At 67.1% G+C, this 17234-nt stretch carries 13 protein-coding genes; 4 read left to right on the top strand and 9 right to left on the bottom strand.

Going from position 1 to position 17234, the window contains the following annotated elements; all coding sequences use genetic code 11:
• Positions 1–83 precede the first annotated feature (83 nt).
• On the top strand, positions 84–2459 hold the full coding sequence (tex, locus tag BPET_RS09375) for an RNA-binding transcriptional accessory protein Tex (protein ID WP_012248766.1): 2376 nt from the start codon (positions 84–86) through the stop codon (positions 2457–2459).
• Positions 2460–2560: 101 nt separating this feature from the next.
• Positions 2561–3034, top strand: a complete 474-nt coding sequence (locus tag BPET_RS09370; protein WP_041862834.1) for a BON domain-containing protein — start codon at positions 2561–2563, stop codon at positions 3032–3034.
• Between the two features lie 102 nt (positions 3035–3136).
• Here BPET_RS09370 and BPET_RS09365 read toward each other — a convergent pair whose 3' ends face one another.
• Positions 3137–3844, bottom strand: a complete 708-nt coding sequence (locus BPET_RS09365) for an ArsR/SmtB family transcription factor (protein WP_012248764.1) — start codon at positions 3842–3844, stop codon at positions 3137–3139.
• Between the two features lie 123 nt (positions 3845–3967).
• Between BPET_RS09365 and BPET_RS09360 the strand changes: the two genes are divergently transcribed.
• Together BPET_RS09360 and BPET_RS09355 are read left to right on the top strand one after the other, a co-directional pair.
• Positions 3968–5350, top strand: a complete 1383-nt coding sequence (locus BPET_RS09360; RefSeq protein ID WP_012248763.1) for an MFS transporter — start codon at positions 3968–3970, stop codon at positions 5348–5350.
• Between the two features lie 205 nt (positions 5351–5555).
• Entirely contained in the window at positions 5556–6065 is a 510-nt protein-coding gene (locus BPET_RS09355) for a hypothetical protein (protein WP_012248762.1), read from the top strand.
• A gap of 18 nt (positions 6066–6083) precedes the next feature.
• On the opposite strand, the gene BPET_RS09350 is transcribed toward BPET_RS09355, so the two are convergent.
• The 8 genes from BPET_RS09350 to BPET_RS09315 form a co-directional block, all read right to left on the bottom strand.
• The gene (locus BPET_RS09350; RefSeq protein WP_012248761.1) at positions 6084–7427 is read right to left on the bottom strand and encodes a tryptophan--tRNA ligase; all 1344 of its coding nucleotides are present in this window, start codon (positions 7425–7427) and stop codon (positions 6084–6086) included.
• 71 nt (positions 7428–7498) lie between these two features.
• Positions 7499–7825 (bottom strand): DUF3325 domain-containing protein, encoded by a 327-nt coding sequence (locus BPET_RS09345; protein WP_173376830.1) that lies wholly within the window; start codon positions 7823–7825, stop codon positions 7499–7501.
• A complete protein-coding gene (locus BPET_RS09340) occupies positions 7822–9438 on the bottom strand; it encodes a PepSY-associated TM helix domain-containing protein (RefSeq protein WP_012248759.1) in 1617 nt (538 codons plus the stop codon). The genes BPET_RS09345 and BPET_RS09340 overlap by 4 nt, the downstream gene beginning before the upstream one ends.
• The gene (locus BPET_RS09335) at positions 9435–9740 is read right to left on the bottom strand and encodes a DUF3649 domain-containing protein (RefSeq protein WP_012248758.1); all 306 of its coding nucleotides are present in this window, start codon (positions 9738–9740) and stop codon (positions 9435–9437) included. Before BPET_RS09335 ends, BPET_RS09340 begins: the two co-directional genes overlap by 4 nt.
• A gap of 136 nt (positions 9741–9876) precedes the next feature.
• Positions 9877–10968 (bottom strand): cell division protein ZapE, encoded by a 1092-nt coding sequence (zapE, locus tag BPET_RS09330; protein ID WP_041862833.1) that lies wholly within the window; start codon positions 10966–10968, stop codon positions 9877–9879.
• A 448-nt stretch (positions 10969–11416) separates the two neighbouring features.
• Positions 11417–12844: a dihydrolipoyl dehydrogenase gene (gene lpdA, locus BPET_RS09325; protein ID WP_012248756.1), complete on the bottom strand. Its 1428-nt coding sequence runs from the start codon at positions 12842–12844 to the stop codon at positions 11417–11419.
• A 99-nt stretch (positions 12845–12943) separates the two neighbouring features.
• A complete protein-coding gene (odhB, locus tag BPET_RS09320; protein WP_012248755.1) occupies positions 12944–14158 on the bottom strand; it encodes a 2-oxoglutarate dehydrogenase complex dihydrolipoyllysine-residue succinyltransferase in 1215 nt (404 codons plus the stop codon).
• Positions 14159–14203: 45 nt separating this feature from the next.
• Entirely contained in the window at positions 14204–17074 is a 2871-nt protein-coding gene (locus tag BPET_RS09315; RefSeq protein WP_012248754.1) for a 2-oxoglutarate dehydrogenase E1 component, read from the bottom strand.
• Between the last annotated feature and the right edge of the window lie 160 nt (positions 17075–17234).

Raw genomic sequence — 17234 nt, 5'->3', positions numbered from 1 at the left:
CCTAAAATAGCGCAGCGCCGGATGGCCCGGCGCCGCCTTGTGGCAAAATCCGCCCCTTGTTTTCCCTTTGTCGCCGTATCCAGATGCCTGACACTCCCGCCTCCACGAGCACTGCGCCCAGCGTCGACCACGCCCGCATCCTTGCCCAGCTTGCCTCCGAACTCGGCAGCCGCCCGTCGCAGGTGGCCGCCGCCGTCGAACTGCTCGACGATGGCGCCACGGTGCCGTTCATTGCACGCTACCGCAAAGAAGCCACCGGCGGGCTCGACGACACCGTGCTGCGCAACCTGGAAGTCCGCCTGGGCTATCTGCGCGAACTCGAAGAACGACGCTGCGCGATTCTCGATTCGATCACGCAACAAGGCAAACTCACCCCCGAGCTGCAACAGGAAATTGCCACTGCCGACACCAAGCAGCGCCTGGAAGACTTATATGCCCCGTACAAGCCCAAGCGCCGCACCCGCGCCCAAATCGCCCGTGAAGCGGGGCTGGAGCCCCTGGCCGACGCCATCCTGGCCGACGCGGCCTGCGATCCGGCCGTGCTCGCCGCGCAGTACCTGAACCCCGAAGCATCGATCAACGATGCCAAGGCCGCGCTGGACGGCGCGCGCGACATCCTGGCCGAACGCTACGCCGAAAATGCCGACCTGCTGGCCGACATGCGCGAGCACCTGTGGTCCACCGGCCTGCTCTATTCCAAAGTGGCCGAGGGCAAGGAAGCCGAAGGCGCCAACTTCCGCGACTGGTTCGACTTCAACGAACCGTTGCGCACCCTGCCCTCGCACCGCATCCTGGCGCTGCTGCGCGGCCGCCAGCAAGGCGTGCTGGAACTGCGGCTGGGCCTGGAAGCCGAACTCGAAGCACAGACGCCGCACCCCTGCGTGGCGCGCATTGCCCAGTTCCTGAAACTGGGCAATGGCCTGTTCGCCCTGGACGCCACGCCGCGCGCGCGCTGGCTGGGCGAAGTTTGCCGCTGGACCTGGCGCGTGAAATTGCTGACCGCGTTCGAAAGCGAACTGATCGGCCGCCTGCGCGAAAGCGGCGAAGCCGAAGCCATACGCGTGTTCGCCGCCAACCTGAAAGACCTGCTGCTGGCCGCGCCGGCCGGCCCCAAGGCCGTGCTGGGGCTGGACCCGGGCATTCGCACCGGCTGCAAGGTGGCCGTGATCGACCGCACCGGCAAGGTCGTAGACACTGCCACGGTGTATCCGTTCGAGCCGCGCCGCGACCGCGAAGGCACCATTGCCACGCTGGCCGCGCTGGCCGCGCGCCATCAGGTCGAACTGATCGCCATCGGCAACGGCACGGCTTCGCGCGAAAGCGAAAAACTGGTGGCCGACATGATGAGCCAGTTCCCCGACCTGAAGCTCACCCGCGTTGTGGTGTCCGAAGCCGGCGCCTCGGTGTATTCGGCATCCGAAACCGCGGCGCTGGAATTCCCCGACCTCGACGTCACGCTGCGTGGCGCCGTGTCGATCGCGCGCCGCCTGCAAGATCCGCTGGCCGAGCTGGTCAAGATCGACCCCAAGGCCATCGGCGTGGGTCAATACCAGCACGACGTCAACCAGCGCGAACTGGCGCGCTCGCTCGACGCCGTGGTCGAAGACTGCGTGAACGCGGTGGGCGTCGACGTCAACACGGCATCGGCCGCGCTGCTGGCGCGCGTGTCGGGCCTGAACTCGCTGCTGGCCAAGAACATCGTTGCCTGGCGCGACGAAAACGGCGCGTTTCCCACGCGCGAACAACTGCGCAAGGTGCCGCGCTTCGGCGAAAAGGCCTTCGAACAGGCCGCCGGCTTCCTGCGCATTCCCAATGGCGAAAACCCGCTCGACGCCTCGGCGGTGCACCCCGAGGCCTATCCGGTGGTGGAACGCATCGTCGCCAAGATCAAGGCCGACGTGCAGCAGATCATCGGCCAGCGCGAGGCGCTGAAAGGCGTATCGCCGGCCGACTTCACCGACGAGCGCTTCGGCCTGCCCACGGTGCGCGACATCTTCGCCGAACTCGAAAAACCCGGCCGCGATCCCCGCCCCGAATTCAAGACGGCGCAGTTCAAAGATGGCGTGGAAACCCTCAACGACCTGTACCCCGGCATGGTGCTCGAAGGCGTCGTCACCAACGTGGCCAACTTCGGCGCCTTTGTCGATATTGGCGTGCATCAGGATGGCCTCGTGCACATTTCCGCGCTGGCCGAGAAGTTCGTCAAAGATCCGCGCGACGTGGTGCGCGTGGGGCAGACGGTGACCGTCAAGGTGCTTGAAGTCGACGTGGCGCGCAAGCGCGTGGCGCTCACCATGCGCCTGAACGACACGGCGCAGCCGGCGCGGCGCGGCGCTGGCGGCGAAGCGCCGCGCGGTGCGGCCCGCCCGGCCGGGCGTCGCCCGCAGGCCGATGCCGGCCGCGGCGCCGAACCGCGCAACAGCGCCATGGCGGACGCCTTCGCGCGGCTCAAGCGCTAAGCCCTGCCCGGCCCCTGGCCGGGCACGTTGCTTGCGGCCCCGCATGCCAGCCGCCCCGCCTGCGGGGCGGCCGCCCCATGGCCCTGACTCGCGGAGGACGCATGACCATCCTGAATCGCATTGCCACGCTGGCGCTCGGCGCCACGGCGATGTACTACTTCGACCCGCAACTGGGGCGCCGGCGCCGCGCCCTGCTTTGCGACACCTTCACCGCCCTGCGCAACGACGCCGCCGACTGCCTGCTGTCCGAAGGCAAGCAGGCGGCCGACCATGTGCGTGGCTGGACGGCTGGCGCCCGCAGCGGGCTCGGCCTGGACGAGCCGCCGGCCAGCGACCGCCAGCTAACGGAACGCGTGCGTGCCCAATTGGGACGCCTGGTCAGCCATCCCGGCGCGATCAGCGTGACCGCCACAGCGGGAGACCTGACCTTGAGCGGGCACATTCTGGCGGCCGAGCACGACGCCCTGCTGACCGCCGTGACCGCCATGACGGGCGTGCAGCGCGTGGACGACCGCCTGCAAGTGCACGAAGACGCGGGCAACATCCCGCAACTGCAGGGCGGCGCCGAACGCTGAGTACGCCCGGTCGCTATCTGCGCGGGATCTGCCGGTAAGAATTGCCCCGCACGGTAATAACGTTCGGCGCAGCCGGGCCGGCCGGCACTGCCGGCACGGCCTTCAGGCCGCCAGCGGCAGCGACGGCGCCTTGATGCCCAGTTGCGCGTCCAGCCACGCCCAGCCGTGCGGCGTGACGCGAATGGCGCGCGAGCGGGCATCCCTGCGCAGCCATTCCTTCTCGCACATCAGGGCCAGCAGGGCCACGCCGAGCGGACCAGCCAGATGATGGCGCCGCTCGGTGCAGTCCAGGCACTGGCGCGCCAGCCCGCGCCGGGTAGGCGTCAGCGCGTCCACGTTGAGTCCGATGCCGGCAAACCAGTCCGCGCCCGACTCGGTGATGTCGAACTGTTTGTCAGGCGCGGCCAGCAGGTAGCCACGCGCTTGCAGCGCCTGGGTGACCGCCACCCCCAATTGTCCCGCCAGATGGTCGTAGCAGCGCCGGCAGAAGCGGAATTCGCGCGCCTGCGGGCTGAGCGCCGGCGGGCGCGCGGCCTCGGGCTGGATGACCGACAGGCTTTCCAGCATGTGGGCGATATGCGCGCCGGCCAGCCGGTAATAGCGATGCCGCCCTTCCGTTTCCACGTCGAGCAGGCCGCCCTCCAGCATCTTGGCCAAATGGGCGCTGGCCGTCTGCGCCGTCACGCCCCCGGCGCGCGCCAGCTCGCCGGCGGGCAACGCGCGGCCATCGAGCAGCGCCGCCAGCATGGCGGCGCGCGCATGGTCGGCCAGCAAGAAGGCGGTGGCGGCAAAGCCGGGCTGGTATGTCATGCGGCGCTCCCTGTCATGGCCTGGACTCTACCTGCATGTTAGCGCCGCACGCTTCGATGGCGGACGAAACATCGCCCGCCGCGCCGCCGCCACAATGGGCCTCATGCAACCGGAAACGCGCTCATGACAGAACAAACCCTGGCCGCGCGCCTGGCGCCCGCGGCCTCGCGCCGCCAGAGGCAGGCGCTGGCCGCGTTGTGCCTGGCGGTGCTGGTGGCGCAGGTCGACACGGCGGCCGTCAACCTGGCCACGCGCGCAGTCGGCCTGCACTTTCACGCCGGCGTGCAGGCATTGCAGTGGGTCATCGACAGCTACAACCTAGCCTATGCCGCGCTGCTGCTCACCGGCGGCCTGCTGGCAGACCTGTGGGGCCGGCGCCGTGTCTTCCTGCTGGGCGCGGGTCTCTTCTGCGCAGCATCGCTAGGCTGCGCGCTGGCGCCTTCCGTGGCGGCGCTGGTGGCCGCGCGCGTCGGCGCCGGCGTGGGCGCCGCGTTGTTGATCCCCGCCTCGCTGGCGTTGATTCGCGTCGGCTGGCCCGATCCCGCCGCGCGCGCCCGCGTGCTGGGCATCTGGGCCGCCTGCAATGGCCTGGCCCTGGCCGTCGGCCCCACTCTGGGCGGCATCCTGATGCAGCACTACGGATGGCCCGGCATCTTCCTCGCGGCGATCCCGCTGGGCGTGGCCGCCATGGCGCTAGCCTGGCGCGCCATACCCGAATCGTCCGATCCGCGTGGGCGCCGCTGGGACGCCGGCGCCCAGGCGATGGCGGCCGTGGCGCTGGCTGCGCTGGCCCTGGCGGCAATCGAGTCGCACACCACGCCCTGGCTGGCCGTGGTCGCGGCAACCGTAGCGGCCATGGCCGTCGCCGGTTTCATCCGCATCGAGCGGCGCGCCGAGGCGGCGGCGCTGGTGCCGCTGTCATTGTTCCGGTCCGCCAGGTTTTGCGGCGCGCTGGCCGCTACGTCCGCGATGACGTTCGGGATGTACGGCGCGCTGTTCCTGCTGCCGCTGGCATGGCAGGACAGCGGGCGCTTTGACGCCGTGCAGGCGGGCCTGGCCTTGATGCCAATGGCGCTGGTGTTCGTGCTGATCTCGCCCTGGTCCGGCCTGCTCTGCGGCCGCCTGGGCCGCCGCGCCATGACGGCCGGCGGCGTGGCGATCATTGGCGCGGGCCTGTGGCTGATCGCCCTGGGCGCGGCTTCGGCCGCGCTGGCGCCCGCCCTGGCGGGCCTGGCGGCAACCGGCCTGGGCATGGGGCTGGCGACCGGGCCGCTGATGGACACCGCGGTAAGCAGCGTGCCGGCCGCCCGCGCCGGCACGGCCAGCGCATTGGTCAACGTGGCGCGCATGGTGGGTGCCACGCTTGGGGTGGCGCTGTCCGGCTCGCTCTACACCCTGGCGGGCAGCGGCATGCCCGGATTGCGGCTGGCCATGCTGGCCGGCGGCGCCGTGCAATTGGCCGCAGCCGCGGCCGCCTGGCGGATGAGGCGCGGAAATCCGGGTTAATCCCTAAGCACCGTAGCACAAAAAGGTGAGCGCAACTCGATAAATTAAGCGAAAATATCAAGTTGTATCAAAACAATAAAAACGGATTTCCCTGCTCACCAGGGCATCCGCCTGTGGATGAAAACCGTGGTTCTGGCGAGGGGCGCGCGCGTCGGTCACGTCATGCCGCTTTCCCCGACCGCGCCATCCCGGAGACTCCTTCGTCATGCAAAGCACTATTCTTGCGCTCGCCGCCAACGAGGCGCAGACCATCAACGACCAGAACATCAGCCCCACCGCGGCCTATGGAGAGATCAGGTTGGGCCAGTATGCGCACCTCACCCTCGACGGCGTGCAGGTCTCGTTCAAGCACGTCACCCTCGAACGCCTGGGCACGCGCGTTATCGAACTGGTCAACGGCGCCAGCCTGCACGTGGGCGCGCTGGGTTTCGCCAGCATGGGCGCCAGCATTGTTTACCGCATCGGCGCGGCGTGCTCGATGGTGTTCGACGCCAGCCAATGGGACCCGGAAGTGGTGGCCAACACTACCTTTGAGTTCGCCAGCCAGGGCAGCGGAACGCTGAAGTACTTTCCGTTCATCAACCCAGAATGGCTGGACTGCCCGAACGTTACTGGCTACACCGAGGGCGACACGCTGGAAATCGCCGGCCAGGGCAATACACCGCGCTTCCAGGTTCAGGACGGCCGCATCGTGGCCACCGGCGGCGCGCGCTAGCGCGCCGATCGGCCCCGGTCAGCCCGCCAGCGAAGCCAACGCCTGACGCGCCTGCGCCAGCAGGGCATCGCGCTGCGCGGCATCGGCGGCCTGGGGGCCTTGCGCCACCGTGTCGCCGTCGAGCACGGCTGCATAGGCCAGGCCCTCGGCCTGCAGGAAATCGTGCCCGCCCTGCGCCTGCAGGCGCTGCAGCAGCGCGCCGGCTTCTTTGGGGTTGGCGAAACCGCGCGAGCGCAGCAATTCCTGGCCGTCTGCACCCAGCAGGCGGAAACGGAACGTGCCGTCGTCGTCGCGGAAACTGACAAAGCGCGCGGCCTTGCCGGTTTTCTTGCCCGCCGCCTTGCCCGCCGGTGCCGCGGCGGCGCGCAGGCCCACCGCCTGGCGCAGCTCTTCCATGAACGGAACAGCCAGTTTGCGCGCCTTCTGTGCGCCCGCCTGCAGAATGTCTTCGATGCGTCCCGGGTTGGCCATCAGCTCTTGGTAGCGTTCGCGCATCGGCGCGAGATCGCGTTCGAGGCGATCGCACAGGGCTTGCTTGGCGTCGCCCCAGCCCATGCCGCCCTCGAGCTGCGCGCGAAATGCCGCCGACTCGGCCGGCGTGGCGAACGCGCGATAGATGGTGTACAGATGCGATGACTCGGCGTCTTTCGGCTCGCCCGGTTGCCGCGAATCGGTGACGATGCGCATGACCGCGGCTTTCAGCGCGGCGGCGCCGCCCTCGAACAGCGGAATGGTGTTGTTGTAGCTCTTGGACATCTTGCGGCCGTCCAGGCCCGGCAAGGTAGCCACTTCTTCTTCGATGACCACCTCGGGCAGCACGAAATAGTCGCGCCCATACAGGTGGTTGAAGCGCTGCGCGATGTCGCGCGCCATTTCCAGGTGCTGGATCTGGTCGCGGCCCACCGGCACCTTGTGGGCGTTGAACATCAAGATGTCGGCCGCCATCAGGATCGGGTACGAAAACAGCCCCATGGTGATGCCGTCGTCGGGCTCCACGCCCTTGGCCGTGTTCTGGTCCACCGACGCCTTGTAGGCGTGCGCCCGGTTCATCAGGCCCTTGGCGGTCACGCAGGTCAGCAGCCAGCACAGCTCGGGAATCTCGGGAATATCCGACTGCCGGTAGAAGGTGACGCGTTCGGGGTCCAGGCCGCCCGCCAGCCAGGTGGCGGCGATCTCGAGACGCGAACGGGCCACGCGCGCCGGGTCGTCGCACTTGATCAGCGCGTGGTAGTCGGCCATGAAGTAGAACGCGTCGGTGCCGGGCTGCGTGCTGGCGGTAATGGCCGGGCGGATAGCGCCGGCGTAATTGCCAAGATGAGGGGTGCCGGAGGTGGTGATGCCAGTAAGGACGCGGGTACTCATGGACGGAATGACAGCGGTTTGCGGAGAAGTCCGCAGTGTAGCGCGTCGGGCGCGAACGCCGCCCCGGCGGCCTATATCCAGGCCAGCACCGGCGCCGCCACGGCGCAGACGCCGCCCACGGCCAGCGCCGGACCCGCACGGAAACTGACCAGCCAGATCAGCAGCAGTCCCGCCAGGGTCAGGATGCCGATCCATTCAACCGTGCCGTAGCGCCAGCCCCACACGGCAGCCGAGGCCCACAGCGACAGGGCCAACGCGGCCCAGCCGAAGGCGCGCAGCGGGGCGCGGTGGCGGCGTGGCAGCGCACGTCCGAACACCGCCTCGTAGTGACGGTCCATGCCCAGGCAAAGGGCGGCAAAGCCGGCATAGGCCAGGCAGAAAGCGGCGACGCTCATCATGGATTCACCTCGGTTTTCAAGGCCCCGGCCGCCCGCGCGGCGCGTGTCGGCTGCCGGGCGGATCGGGCGGCCGGCCGGCGCGATTTATGCGCCATCCACGCCAGCAGGATGCCCGCGGCCAGCGCGGCCAGGTCGAAGCCGGCCATGACCCAGTCGCCCGCCGGCAGTGACACGCCCAGGTGACGCGCGGTGGTCAGCGCGTTGAGCGCGGGCAGGCCCAGGGCCATGCCGGCGGCCAGCGCCAGCAGGTCGGGCCACATGCGGGTCCGAAACAGGAAGGCATGCGCAAACGCCAGGCCCCAGGCAATGAAGAAGGCGCGGGTTTCCCAGGCAGAGCGGCCCGGCAGCTCGACGGGCAGCAGCCGGTTGGCCCAGAAGTACACCGCCAGGGCCACGCACAGGCCGGCGATGGCGCCTGCATTCAGGGCGTCGACCAGCCTCAGCGAAAACGCCTGCCGGGCGGCCGGGCCGGCCTTCTGACGGCGCTTGGCCACCCACAGCGCCAGCCCGGTTCCCACCATGGCAGTGCCGGCCAGGCTGACCAGGAAATACAGCCAGCGCAGCAGCGGTTCGGCGAACAGGCCCAGGTGCAGGCCGATGATGGCGCCGGCCGTCACTCTGGCCGCGCTGTCGGCATCGTGGCGCGCCAGCAGCTTGCCGTCGACACCGTCAAAGCGCAGGCTGGGCGCGCCCCGCCCGTACGTAATGCGTTCTTCGGCGGCGCGGCTGGCCGACACGACGGCGCCCGGCTTGCCGGGGTTGGCCACCACCAGGCGGCCGACGCGGCCGCCCTGCCACTCGGCCTGCGCGCGCTCCACCACCTGCCCCAGCGGCACCAGCGGCGCAGCGCCCTGGCCCGCCGGCGCGGGCGCGAAGGCCGGAAACATATCGTTGGTGAACTGGCGCGGGTCGTCGTAGGCCGCCGAGATGCCCGCCGGCAGCAGCATGGCCATGAAAATCAGCAGGCCGCTGAAGGTAATCATCAGGTGAAACGGCAGGCCCAGCACCGACAGGACATTGTGGCCGTCCATCCAGGCCCGCTGGCCGCCCTTGCCCGGCCTGAAGGTAAAGAAATCCGTGAAAATCTTCTTGTGCGTGATCACCCCGCTGATGATGGCGACCAGCATGAACATGCCAGCCACCGAGGCAAGCCAGCGCCCCCACGGAAAGCCCATTTCAAGTTCGAAATGAAAGCGATACAGGAAGTCGCCGCCGCGCGTCTCGCGCGCCTTCAGCGCCTGGCCGGTGGCGGGGTCCAGCTTCACGCGCTTGAAGCCGCGCTCGCCCGGCGCCGGCTTGGGCACCTGGTACAGCAGGCCCAGCAGCGGTTCACGCGCGCTGGGCAGGCTGATGAACCAGCGCGGCGCGTCGGGCGCGTGCTGTTCCAGGTAGCGCTGCGCCACCTCGGCCGCTTGCGCGGCCGGCAGGCTTGCCTGGCGCGCGGGCATCTCGGGCTGCATCCAATGCGTAATCTCGGGACGGAAGAACGCCAGAGTGCCGGTCAGGAACATGGCGAACAGCAACCAGCCGAACACCAGCCCCGCCCACGTATGCAGCCACGACATCGCCTGCCGCAGGCTTTCGCCCTGGGTGCGCGCCGGTTGCGCCATCATGCCATCCCCGCCGTGCGCCCCAGCCAGCACAGCGCCGCCAGCACGACGGCGGGCCCCAGCATCCCGGCCCAGGCGCGCCAGGCGTTGCGGGTGGCAAACACCCAGGCCGCCCCTATGGCGTAAGCCGCAAAAGCCACCAGCATGCCGGTGAGCACGGCGTCGGCCCGCGCCATTGGCAGCCACACGGCCAGGCAGGCGGCGGTGGCGGAGGCCAGGGCGTAGCCGCCCAGCGCGGCCGCGCCCACGCGCGAGGCCACGGCCCATCGATAGCGCGCCAGGCTGGCGCCAGGTACAGGTTTCACTGCGGACTCTGTGCTGCGAATAATTTGAGAATTATAATCATTCTTAATGTCATCGCCAGCAATTCCTGGACGCAAGCCGGCGCCGCCGCCATCGCGTGGCGGGCGGAGTCGAGAATGGCAAAACCAGGGGGGTGCGCTACAGCCCGGCCGCCAGGCGGCGTTCGGACTCCAGGTATTCGCGCGACTGCATTTCCAGAATGCGCGATACGGTGCGATGGAACTCGTTGGCCAGCGCGCCTTCGGTGTACAGCGCCTCGGGCTCGCACTCGGCCGACATGATCAGCTTGATCTTGTGGTCGTAAAACACGTCGATCAGCCAGGTGAAGCGCCGTGCCTCGGAGGCCTGGCGGGGCCCCATGCGTGGCACGTCCGACAGGATCACGGCGTGGAAGCGGTTGGCCAGTTCCAGGTAATCGTTCTGCGAGCGTGGCCCGCCGCAAAGCGTCGCGAAATCGAACCACACCACCGAGCCGCCCAGCGCCAGGGCGCGGATCTCGCGGTGCTCGATGTGCAGCACCGGTTCTTGCGGCGGCGTGTCGGCCAGCCGGTCGAAGGCGTCTTGCAGGGCGGCGCGCGCCTGCTCATTCAGGGGGGTGTGGTAGCACTGCACCTGCTCCAGGGAACGGCGGCGGTAGTCGACGCCAGCGTCCACGTTCAGCACGTCCATGCGCTTCTGGATCAGCTCGATAGCCGGCAGGATGCGGTCGCGATGCAGGCCATCGGGATACAAGGTAGACGGCTCGTAGTTCGAGGTCATCACGAACGAGGTGCCGTATTCGAACAGCTTGAGCAGCAGGCGGTACAGGATCATGGCATCGGCCACGTCCGACACATGGAACTCGTCGAAGCAGATCAGCCGGTAGCGCTTGGCCACCCGGCGCGCCACTTCGTCCAGCGGGTCCTGCATGCCCTTGACGCTTTCCAGCTCGCGATGCACGCTGCGCATGAATTCGTGAAAATGCAGCCGCGTCTTGCGCACCACCGGCACCGTGGCATAGAAGGCGTCCATCAGGAAGCTCTTGCCGCGCCCTACCCCGCCCCACAGGTAGACGCCGCGCGGCACGTCGGGCCGGTTCAGCAGCTTTTTCAGCGCGTTCGAGCGCATGGCCTTGAAGCTGACCCAATCGTCGTAGTAGGCCTGCAGCCGATCAACGGCCCGCTTCTGCGCCGCGTCGGACCGATAGCCCCGTTCCGCCAGTGCCTGTTCGTAATATTCGCGGACGTTCATGTCGCAGCAGCAAACCCAAAAAAAAGGCGGACCTGCCGCCTCGACCATTTATAGAAGCATCGTCAGGTGCCTGACCCGAAAGTGTCAGACACCGAAGCGGGCCAGCCGTCATTTACCGCAGTGCCGTCAGGTGTCTGACTCCGAAGGTGACAGACACCGAAGCGGACTGGCCATCATTTACCGCAGTGCCGCCAGGTGTCTGACTCCGAATGTGTCAGACACCGAAGCGGACTGGCCATCATTTACCGCTGCGCCGTCAGGTGTCTGACTCCGAAGGTGTCAGACACCGAAGCGAATCGGCCATCATTTACCGCTGTGCCGTCAGGTGTCTGACTCCGAAGGTGTCAGACACCGAAGCGAATCGGCAATCCGGCCTCTGCAAGAATATCCGCCCCACTTCGGTGTCAGGCACCCTGCGGGAGCCTGACACCTGCCTGCCGTCACCGCATCAGAAGTTCAGCGCGCGCTTGTCCACCGCCAGCGCCGCTTCCTTCACGGCTTCAGACAGCGTCGGGTGCGCATGGCAGATACGGGCGATGTCTTCGGCCGCGCCGCGGAATTCCATGATGGTGACCGCCTCAGAGATGAGCTCGGACGCCATCGGGCCCACGATATGCACGCCCAGCACTTCGTCGGTCTTGGCGTCGGCGATGACCTTGGCAAAGCCCGTGGTGTCGCCCAGCGCGCGAGCGCGGCCGTTGGCCAGGAACGGGAAGCTGCCGGCCTTGTATTCGCGGCCTTCTTTCTTCAGTTGCTGCTCGGTCTTGCCCACCCAGGCGATTTCGGGCGAGGTATAGATGACCCACGGCACGGTGTCGAAATTCACGTGGCCATGCTGGCCGGCGATGCGCTCGGCCACCGCCACGCCCTCTTCTTCGGCCTTGTGGGCCAGCATCGGGCCGCGCACCACGTCGCCCACCGCCCACACATTGGGCAGGTTGGTCTTGCAATCGCCGTCCACCTCGATGAAGCCGCGCTGGTCCAGCTTCAGGCCCACGCCCTCGGCGTTCAACCCGCCGGTGTAGGGCACGCGGCCGATCGAGACGATCAGCTTGTCGACCACCAGTTTCTGCTCGCCGCCCTTGGCATCGGTGTAGGGCACGGTAACCTGCTTGGCGGTGGCCTTGATCTCGCCGATCTTCACGCCCATCTGGATGTCCAGGCCCTGCTTCGTGAAGGCCTTCAGGGCTTCCTTGGCCACCTGCTGGTCGGCCGCGGCCAGGAATTCCGGCATCGCTTCCAGGATGGTGACTTCCGCACCCAGGCGGCGCCACACGCTGCCCATTTCCAGGCCGATGACGCCGGCGCCGATCACGCCCAGCTTCTTCGGCACGCCATCGATGTTCAGCGCGCCATCGTTGGACAGCACGACTTTTTCGTCGAACGGCAGGCCCGGCAGTTCGCGCGCCGACGAACCGGTAGCCACCACCACGTGCTTGGCTACCAGGTCTTCTTCGGCCGTGCCGGTAACCTTGATGGCATAGCCGCCGTCAGCCTTGCCCGCGAAGGCGCCCTTGCCATGGAAGAACGTGACTTTGTTCTTCTTGAACAGGTACAGGATGCCGTCGTTGTTCTGCTTGACCACCGTGTTCTTGCGGCCGATCAGCGTGTCCAGCTTCAGGCTCACGCCCTTGACCTCGATGCCGTGCTCGGCAAAGTGATGATTGGCCTGCTCGAAGTGCTCGGACGACTGCAGCAGCGCCTTGGACGGAATGCAGCCCACGTTGGTGCAGGTGCCGCCGGGCGCCGGGCCGCCCTGGCCGTTCTGCCAGGCGTCGATGCAGGCCACCGACATACCCAGTTGCGCGGCGCGGATGGCCGCGATGTACCCGCCGGGGCCGGCACCGATGACGACGACGTCAAATTGTTTGGACATGATGATCTCGAATGGAGGGAATTTGATTAAGCGCCAGCGGCATGCCGGGGCTTGCCGGCCTGTCGCGACAGAAAAAACATGACCCTTGCCCGAGGCCGTTTACAGGTCCAGCAACAGACGCTGCGGATCTTCCAGCGCGTCCTTCATGGCCACCAGCCCCAGCACCGCCTCGCGGCCGTCGATGATGCGGTGGTCGTACGACAACGCCAGGTAGTTCATGGGCCGGATGACGATCTGGCCCTTTTCGACCACCGCGCGTTCCTTGGTGGCGTGCACGCCCAGGATGGCCGATTGCGGCGGGTTGATGATGGGCGTGGACAGCATCGAGCCGAACACGCCGCCGTTCGAAATAGAGAACGTGCCGCCCGTCATTTCTTCGATGCCCAGCTTGCCATCGGCCGCGCGCTTGCCGAAGTCGGCAATGGTTTTCTCGATCTCGGCGATCGACAGCTGGTCGGCGTTGCGCAGGATCGGCACCACCAGGCCGCGCGGGCTGCCCACCGCGATGCCGATGTCGAAGTAGCCGTGGTAGATGATGTCCTTGCCGTCGATCGAAGCGTTGATCAGCGGGAACTTCTTCAGCGCGGCAACCGCGGCCTTCACGAAGAACGACATGAAGCCCAGCTTGATGCCGTGCTCTTTCTCGAACTTCTCTTTGTACTTGTTGCGCAGGTCGATGACGGCCTGCATGTTGACCTCGTTGAACGTGGTCAGGATGGCGTTTTCCTGTTGCGACTGCAGCAGGCGCTCGGCGATGCGGGCGCGCAGGCGGCTCATGGGCACGCGCTGTTCGGGGCGGCCGTCGAGCGACAGCGAGGCAGGCGCAGCCGGCGCGGCGGCAGCCTTGGGAGCCGCGCTGGCACCCTGGGCGTCGGCCTTGGTGATACGGCCGTCACGGCCGCTGCCCGCCACCGTGGCGGGATCTACACCCTTTTCGGACAGGATCTTCGAGGCGGCGGGCGAAGCCACGCCCGCAGCGGCGTTCGATGCGGGCGCCGGCGCGGCGGCAGCCTTCTCGGCGGCCGGCTCAGCCTTGGCCTCGGCGGCCGGCGCGGGGGCGGCGGCCGCCTTGGCGGCCGTGTCGATCTTGGCGAGCAGTTGCCCCGAAGTCACCGTGCTGCCGTCGCCTTCGACGATCTCGGACAGCACGCCCGAAGCGGGCGCGGGCACTTCCAGCACGACCTTGTCGGTTTCGATTTCGATCAGGATTTCATCGGCCTCGACCGCTGCGCCCTGCTGCTTCTTCCAGGTGAGCAGGGTCGCCTCCGACACGGATTCGGACAATTGGGGAACAACGACGTCAGTAATAGCCATGGTAATGGGTTCCGTTGAATAGGGGTTCGATGTCGGCGGCAGACCTTATTTGGTCAGCATGAAGCCTTTGTACTTGGCGGCGAAAGCCTGTTCGATCAGGGCCTTTTGTTGCTCTTGGTGCTTGGCCAGATAGCCCACCGCGGGCGATGCGGAAGCCGGGCGGCCGGCGTAGCCGAGCTTCTGGCCTTCGGCCATGTTCTCGTACAAGTGATGCTGAACATAGAACCACGGACCCTGGTTTTGCGGTTCGTCTTGCACCCAGACGACCTCGGTCGCCTGGCCGTACTTGCGCAATTCGGCCTCGAACGACTTGTGGGCGAACGGGTAAAGCTGTTCGACGCGGACGATGGCCACGTGGCTGGCCTCGCGCTCGCGGCGCGCATTGACCAGGTCGTAGTAGACCTTGCCCGAGCAGGCCAGCACGCGCTTGACCTTGGAAGCATCGATGCTGTCGTCGAGTTCGCCGATCACCGGGCGGAAGCTGCCGCCGGCCAGTTCGGTCAGGGGCGAGCCGGCGTCTTTGTTGCGCAGCAGGGACTTCGGCGTGAAGATAACCAGCGGCTTGCGGAACGGCCGGATCATCTGGCGGCGCAGCAGGTGGAAGATCTGCGAAGCCGTGGTGGGCTGCACCACCTGGATGTTGTTGTCGGCGCACAGCTGCAGGAAGCGCTCGATGCGGCCCGACGAGTGTTCCGGGCCCTGCCCTTCATAGCCGTGCGGCAGCATCAGCGTCAGGCCCGACTGGCGGCCCCACTTGGCTTCGCCCGAGCTGATGAACTGGTCGATGACCACTTGCGCGCCGTTGACGAAGTCGCCGAACTGCGCTTCCCAGATGGTCAGCGTGTTGGGCTCGGCGCTGGAATAGCCGTATTCGAAGCCAAGCACCGCTTCTTCGGACAGCACCGAGTCGATGACGGTGAACGGCGCCTGGCCGTCGGACACGTTCTGCAGCGGCACGTAGGTACCGTCGTTCCAGCGTTCGCGGTTCTGGTCGTGCAGCACGGCATGGCGGTGCGTGAACGTGCCGCGGCCGGAGTCCTGGCCGGTGATGCGCACCGCGTAGCCCGAGGCCACCAGCGTCGCGAAGGCCAGGTGCTCGCCCATGCCCCAGTCGAGGTTCATCTCGCCCTTGGCCATGTTGCGGCGGTCGTTCAGCAGCTTGTTCACCAGCGGGTGCACGGTGAAGCCCTCGGGCACGGTGGTGATGCGTTCGCCGATGCGCTTGAGTTCGGCCAGCGGCACCGCGGTGTCGGCCTGGTCGGTCCATTTGGCGCCCATGAAGGGCGACCAGTCGATGGCGTACTTGCTCTTGTAGTCGGTGAGCACGGGCTCGATGGTGCGCTGGCCGTCTTCCATGAGCTGGCGGTAGTCTTTCACCATCTGGTCGCCTTCGCCCTCGGCCAGCACGCCTTGCGCGGTGAGCTTGTCGGCGTACAGCTTGCGGGTGCCGGGATGGTGGCCGATGCTCTTGTACATGAGCGGCTGGGTCAGCGACGGGGTATCTTGCTCGTTGTGCCCCAGTTTGCGGAAGCAGACGATGTCCAGCACCACGTCGTGGCTGAACTGCATGCGGTAGTCGAGCGCCAGCTTGGTGGCGAACACCACGGCTTCGGGGTCGTCGCCGTTGACGTGGAACACCGGGGCCTCGATCATCTTGACCACGTCGGTGCAATACAGCGTGGAACGCGAATCGCGCGGGTCGGACGTGGTGAAGCCGATCTGGTTGTTGATGACGATGTGCAGCGTGCCGCCCGTGCCGTAGCCGCGCGTCTGCGCCAGGTTCAGGGTTTCCATGACCACGCCCTGGCCGGCGAAGGCCGCGTCGCCGTGCACCAGCACCGGCAGCACCTGCTTGCCTTCGTGGTCGCCGCGGCGTTCCTGGCGCGCGCGCACGCTGCCTTCGACCACCGGGTTGACGATTTCCAGGTGCGACGGGTTGAACGCCAGCGACAGGTGCACCGGGCCGCCACGCGTGGAAAGATCGCTGGAAAAGCCGTTGTGGTATTTCACGTCGCCATCTGTCAGGCCTTCGGCGTGCTTGCCTTCGAACTCGGCGAACAGGTCGCCGGGCATTTTGCCCATGATGTTCACGAGCAGGTTCAGGCGGCCGCGGTGGGCCATGCCGACCACGATTTCCTGGACGCCCGATTCACCGGCGTGGTTCACCACTTCGTCCATCGAGGCGATGAAGCTTTCGCCGCCTTCCAGCGAAAAGCGCTTCTGGCCCACGTACTTGGTGTGCAGGAAGCGCTCGAGACCTTCGGATTCGGTCAGTTGCTGCAGGATGTGGCGTTTTTCTTCGGCGGTGTAGGTGGCGGCGCCGAAGGATTTTTCCAGGCGTTCCTGGATCCAGCGCTTGGCGGCCGGATCGGAAATATGGGTGAACTCGGCCCCGATGCTGCGACAGTAGGTGTCGCGCAGCGCCTTCAGGATGTCGCGCAGCGTCATGGTGCTGGCGGTCGTGAAGTACGTGTTGGTGGCCGAGTAGGTCTGGTCCAGGTCGGCTTCGGTCAGGCCGTAGAAGGCCGGATCCAGTTCAGGAATGGGCGGGCGTTCGCGGCGCTTGAGCGGATCGAGATCGGCCCAGCGCGAGCCCAGCGAGCGGTAGGCGGCGATCAGCGACTGTACCGACACCTGCTTGCTGGCCATCGACAGGTCGGGCTGGACCGAATGCTGCACGAAGCCATTGGTGCGGGCACGCTGCGCGAACGATTGGACGATGGGCGCGTGGGCCTGGTCGCGGGTGGATTCCTGACCGTCGGTGGCGGGCGCGTGCTGCAGCTGGTCGAAGTATTCGCGCCAGTTGTCGGGCACCGAGCCGGGATTGTCGAGATACGATTCGTACAGTTCTTCGACGTATGGGGCGTTGCCGCCGAACAAATACGAATTGGAAAGGGATTCTGATTCGGAAGACATATATTGCTTCACCTTGACGAGTGCTTCACTCGATACGATGCAGGAAAACCTTCCGCGACACGGGCTTCCCGTTTAGCGGATAGCAGGGGCAGAAGGCGCGTACAAGCCTTGAAAGCCGTATGGCCTGAAAGTATAACCCTTACGATTTGCGCCTGTCTCG

It is taken from the genome of Bordetella petrii (genome assembly GCF_000067205.1).
GTDB classification, from domain to species: Bacteria; Pseudomonadota; Gammaproteobacteria; order Burkholderiales; family Burkholderiaceae_B; genus Bordetella_A; species Bordetella_A petrii.
Note: the sequence above shows the minus strand (reverse complement) of the source record. Positions and strands in the feature narration are given on the sequence as shown.

What these genes read in the sequence shown, in the direction of transcription:
- tex (WP_012248766.1), top strand. Translation starts at nt 84, where the DNA reads ATGCCTGACACTCCCGCCTCCACGAGCACTGCGCCCAGCGTCGACCAC.
- BPET_RS09370 (WP_041862834.1), top strand. Translation starts at nt 2,561, where the DNA reads ATGACCATCCTGAATCGCATTGCCACGCTGGCGCTCGGCGCCACGGCG.
- BPET_RS09365 (WP_012248764.1), bottom strand. Translation starts at nt 3,844, where the DNA reads ATGACATACCAGCCCGGCTTTGCCGCCACCGCCTTCTTGCTGGCCGAC.
- BPET_RS09360 (WP_012248763.1), top strand. Translation starts at nt 3,968, where the DNA reads ATGACAGAACAAACCCTGGCCGCGCGCCTGGCGCCCGCGGCCTCGCGC.
- BPET_RS09355 (WP_012248762.1), top strand. Translation starts at nt 5,556, where the DNA reads ATGCAAAGCACTATTCTTGCGCTCGCCGCCAACGAGGCGCAGACCATC.
- BPET_RS09350 (WP_012248761.1), bottom strand. Translation starts at nt 7,427, where the DNA reads ATGAGTACCCGCGTCCTTACTGGCATCACCACCTCCGGCACCCCTCAT.
- BPET_RS09345 (WP_173376830.1), bottom strand. Translation starts at nt 7,825, where the DNA reads ATGATGAGCGTCGCCGCTTTCTGCCTGGCCTATGCCGGCTTTGCCGCC.
- BPET_RS09340 (WP_012248759.1), bottom strand. Translation starts at nt 9,438, where the DNA reads ATGATGGCGCAACCGGCGCGCACCCAGGGCGAAAGCCTGCGGCAGGCG.
- zapE (WP_041862833.1), bottom strand. Translation starts at nt 10,968, where the DNA reads ATGAACGTCCGCGAATATTACGAACAGGCACTGGCGGAACGGGGCTAT.
- lpdA (WP_012248756.1), bottom strand. Translation starts at nt 12,844, where the DNA reads ATGTCCAAACAATTTGACGTCGTCGTCATCGGTGCCGGCCCCGGCGGG.
- odhB (WP_012248755.1), bottom strand. Translation starts at nt 14,158, where the DNA reads ATGGCTATTACTGACGTCGTTGTTCCCCAATTGTCCGAATCCGTGTCG.
- BPET_RS09315 (WP_012248754.1), bottom strand. Translation starts at nt 17,074, where the DNA reads ATGTCTTCCGAATCAGAATCCCTTTCCAATTCGTATTTGTTCGGCGGC.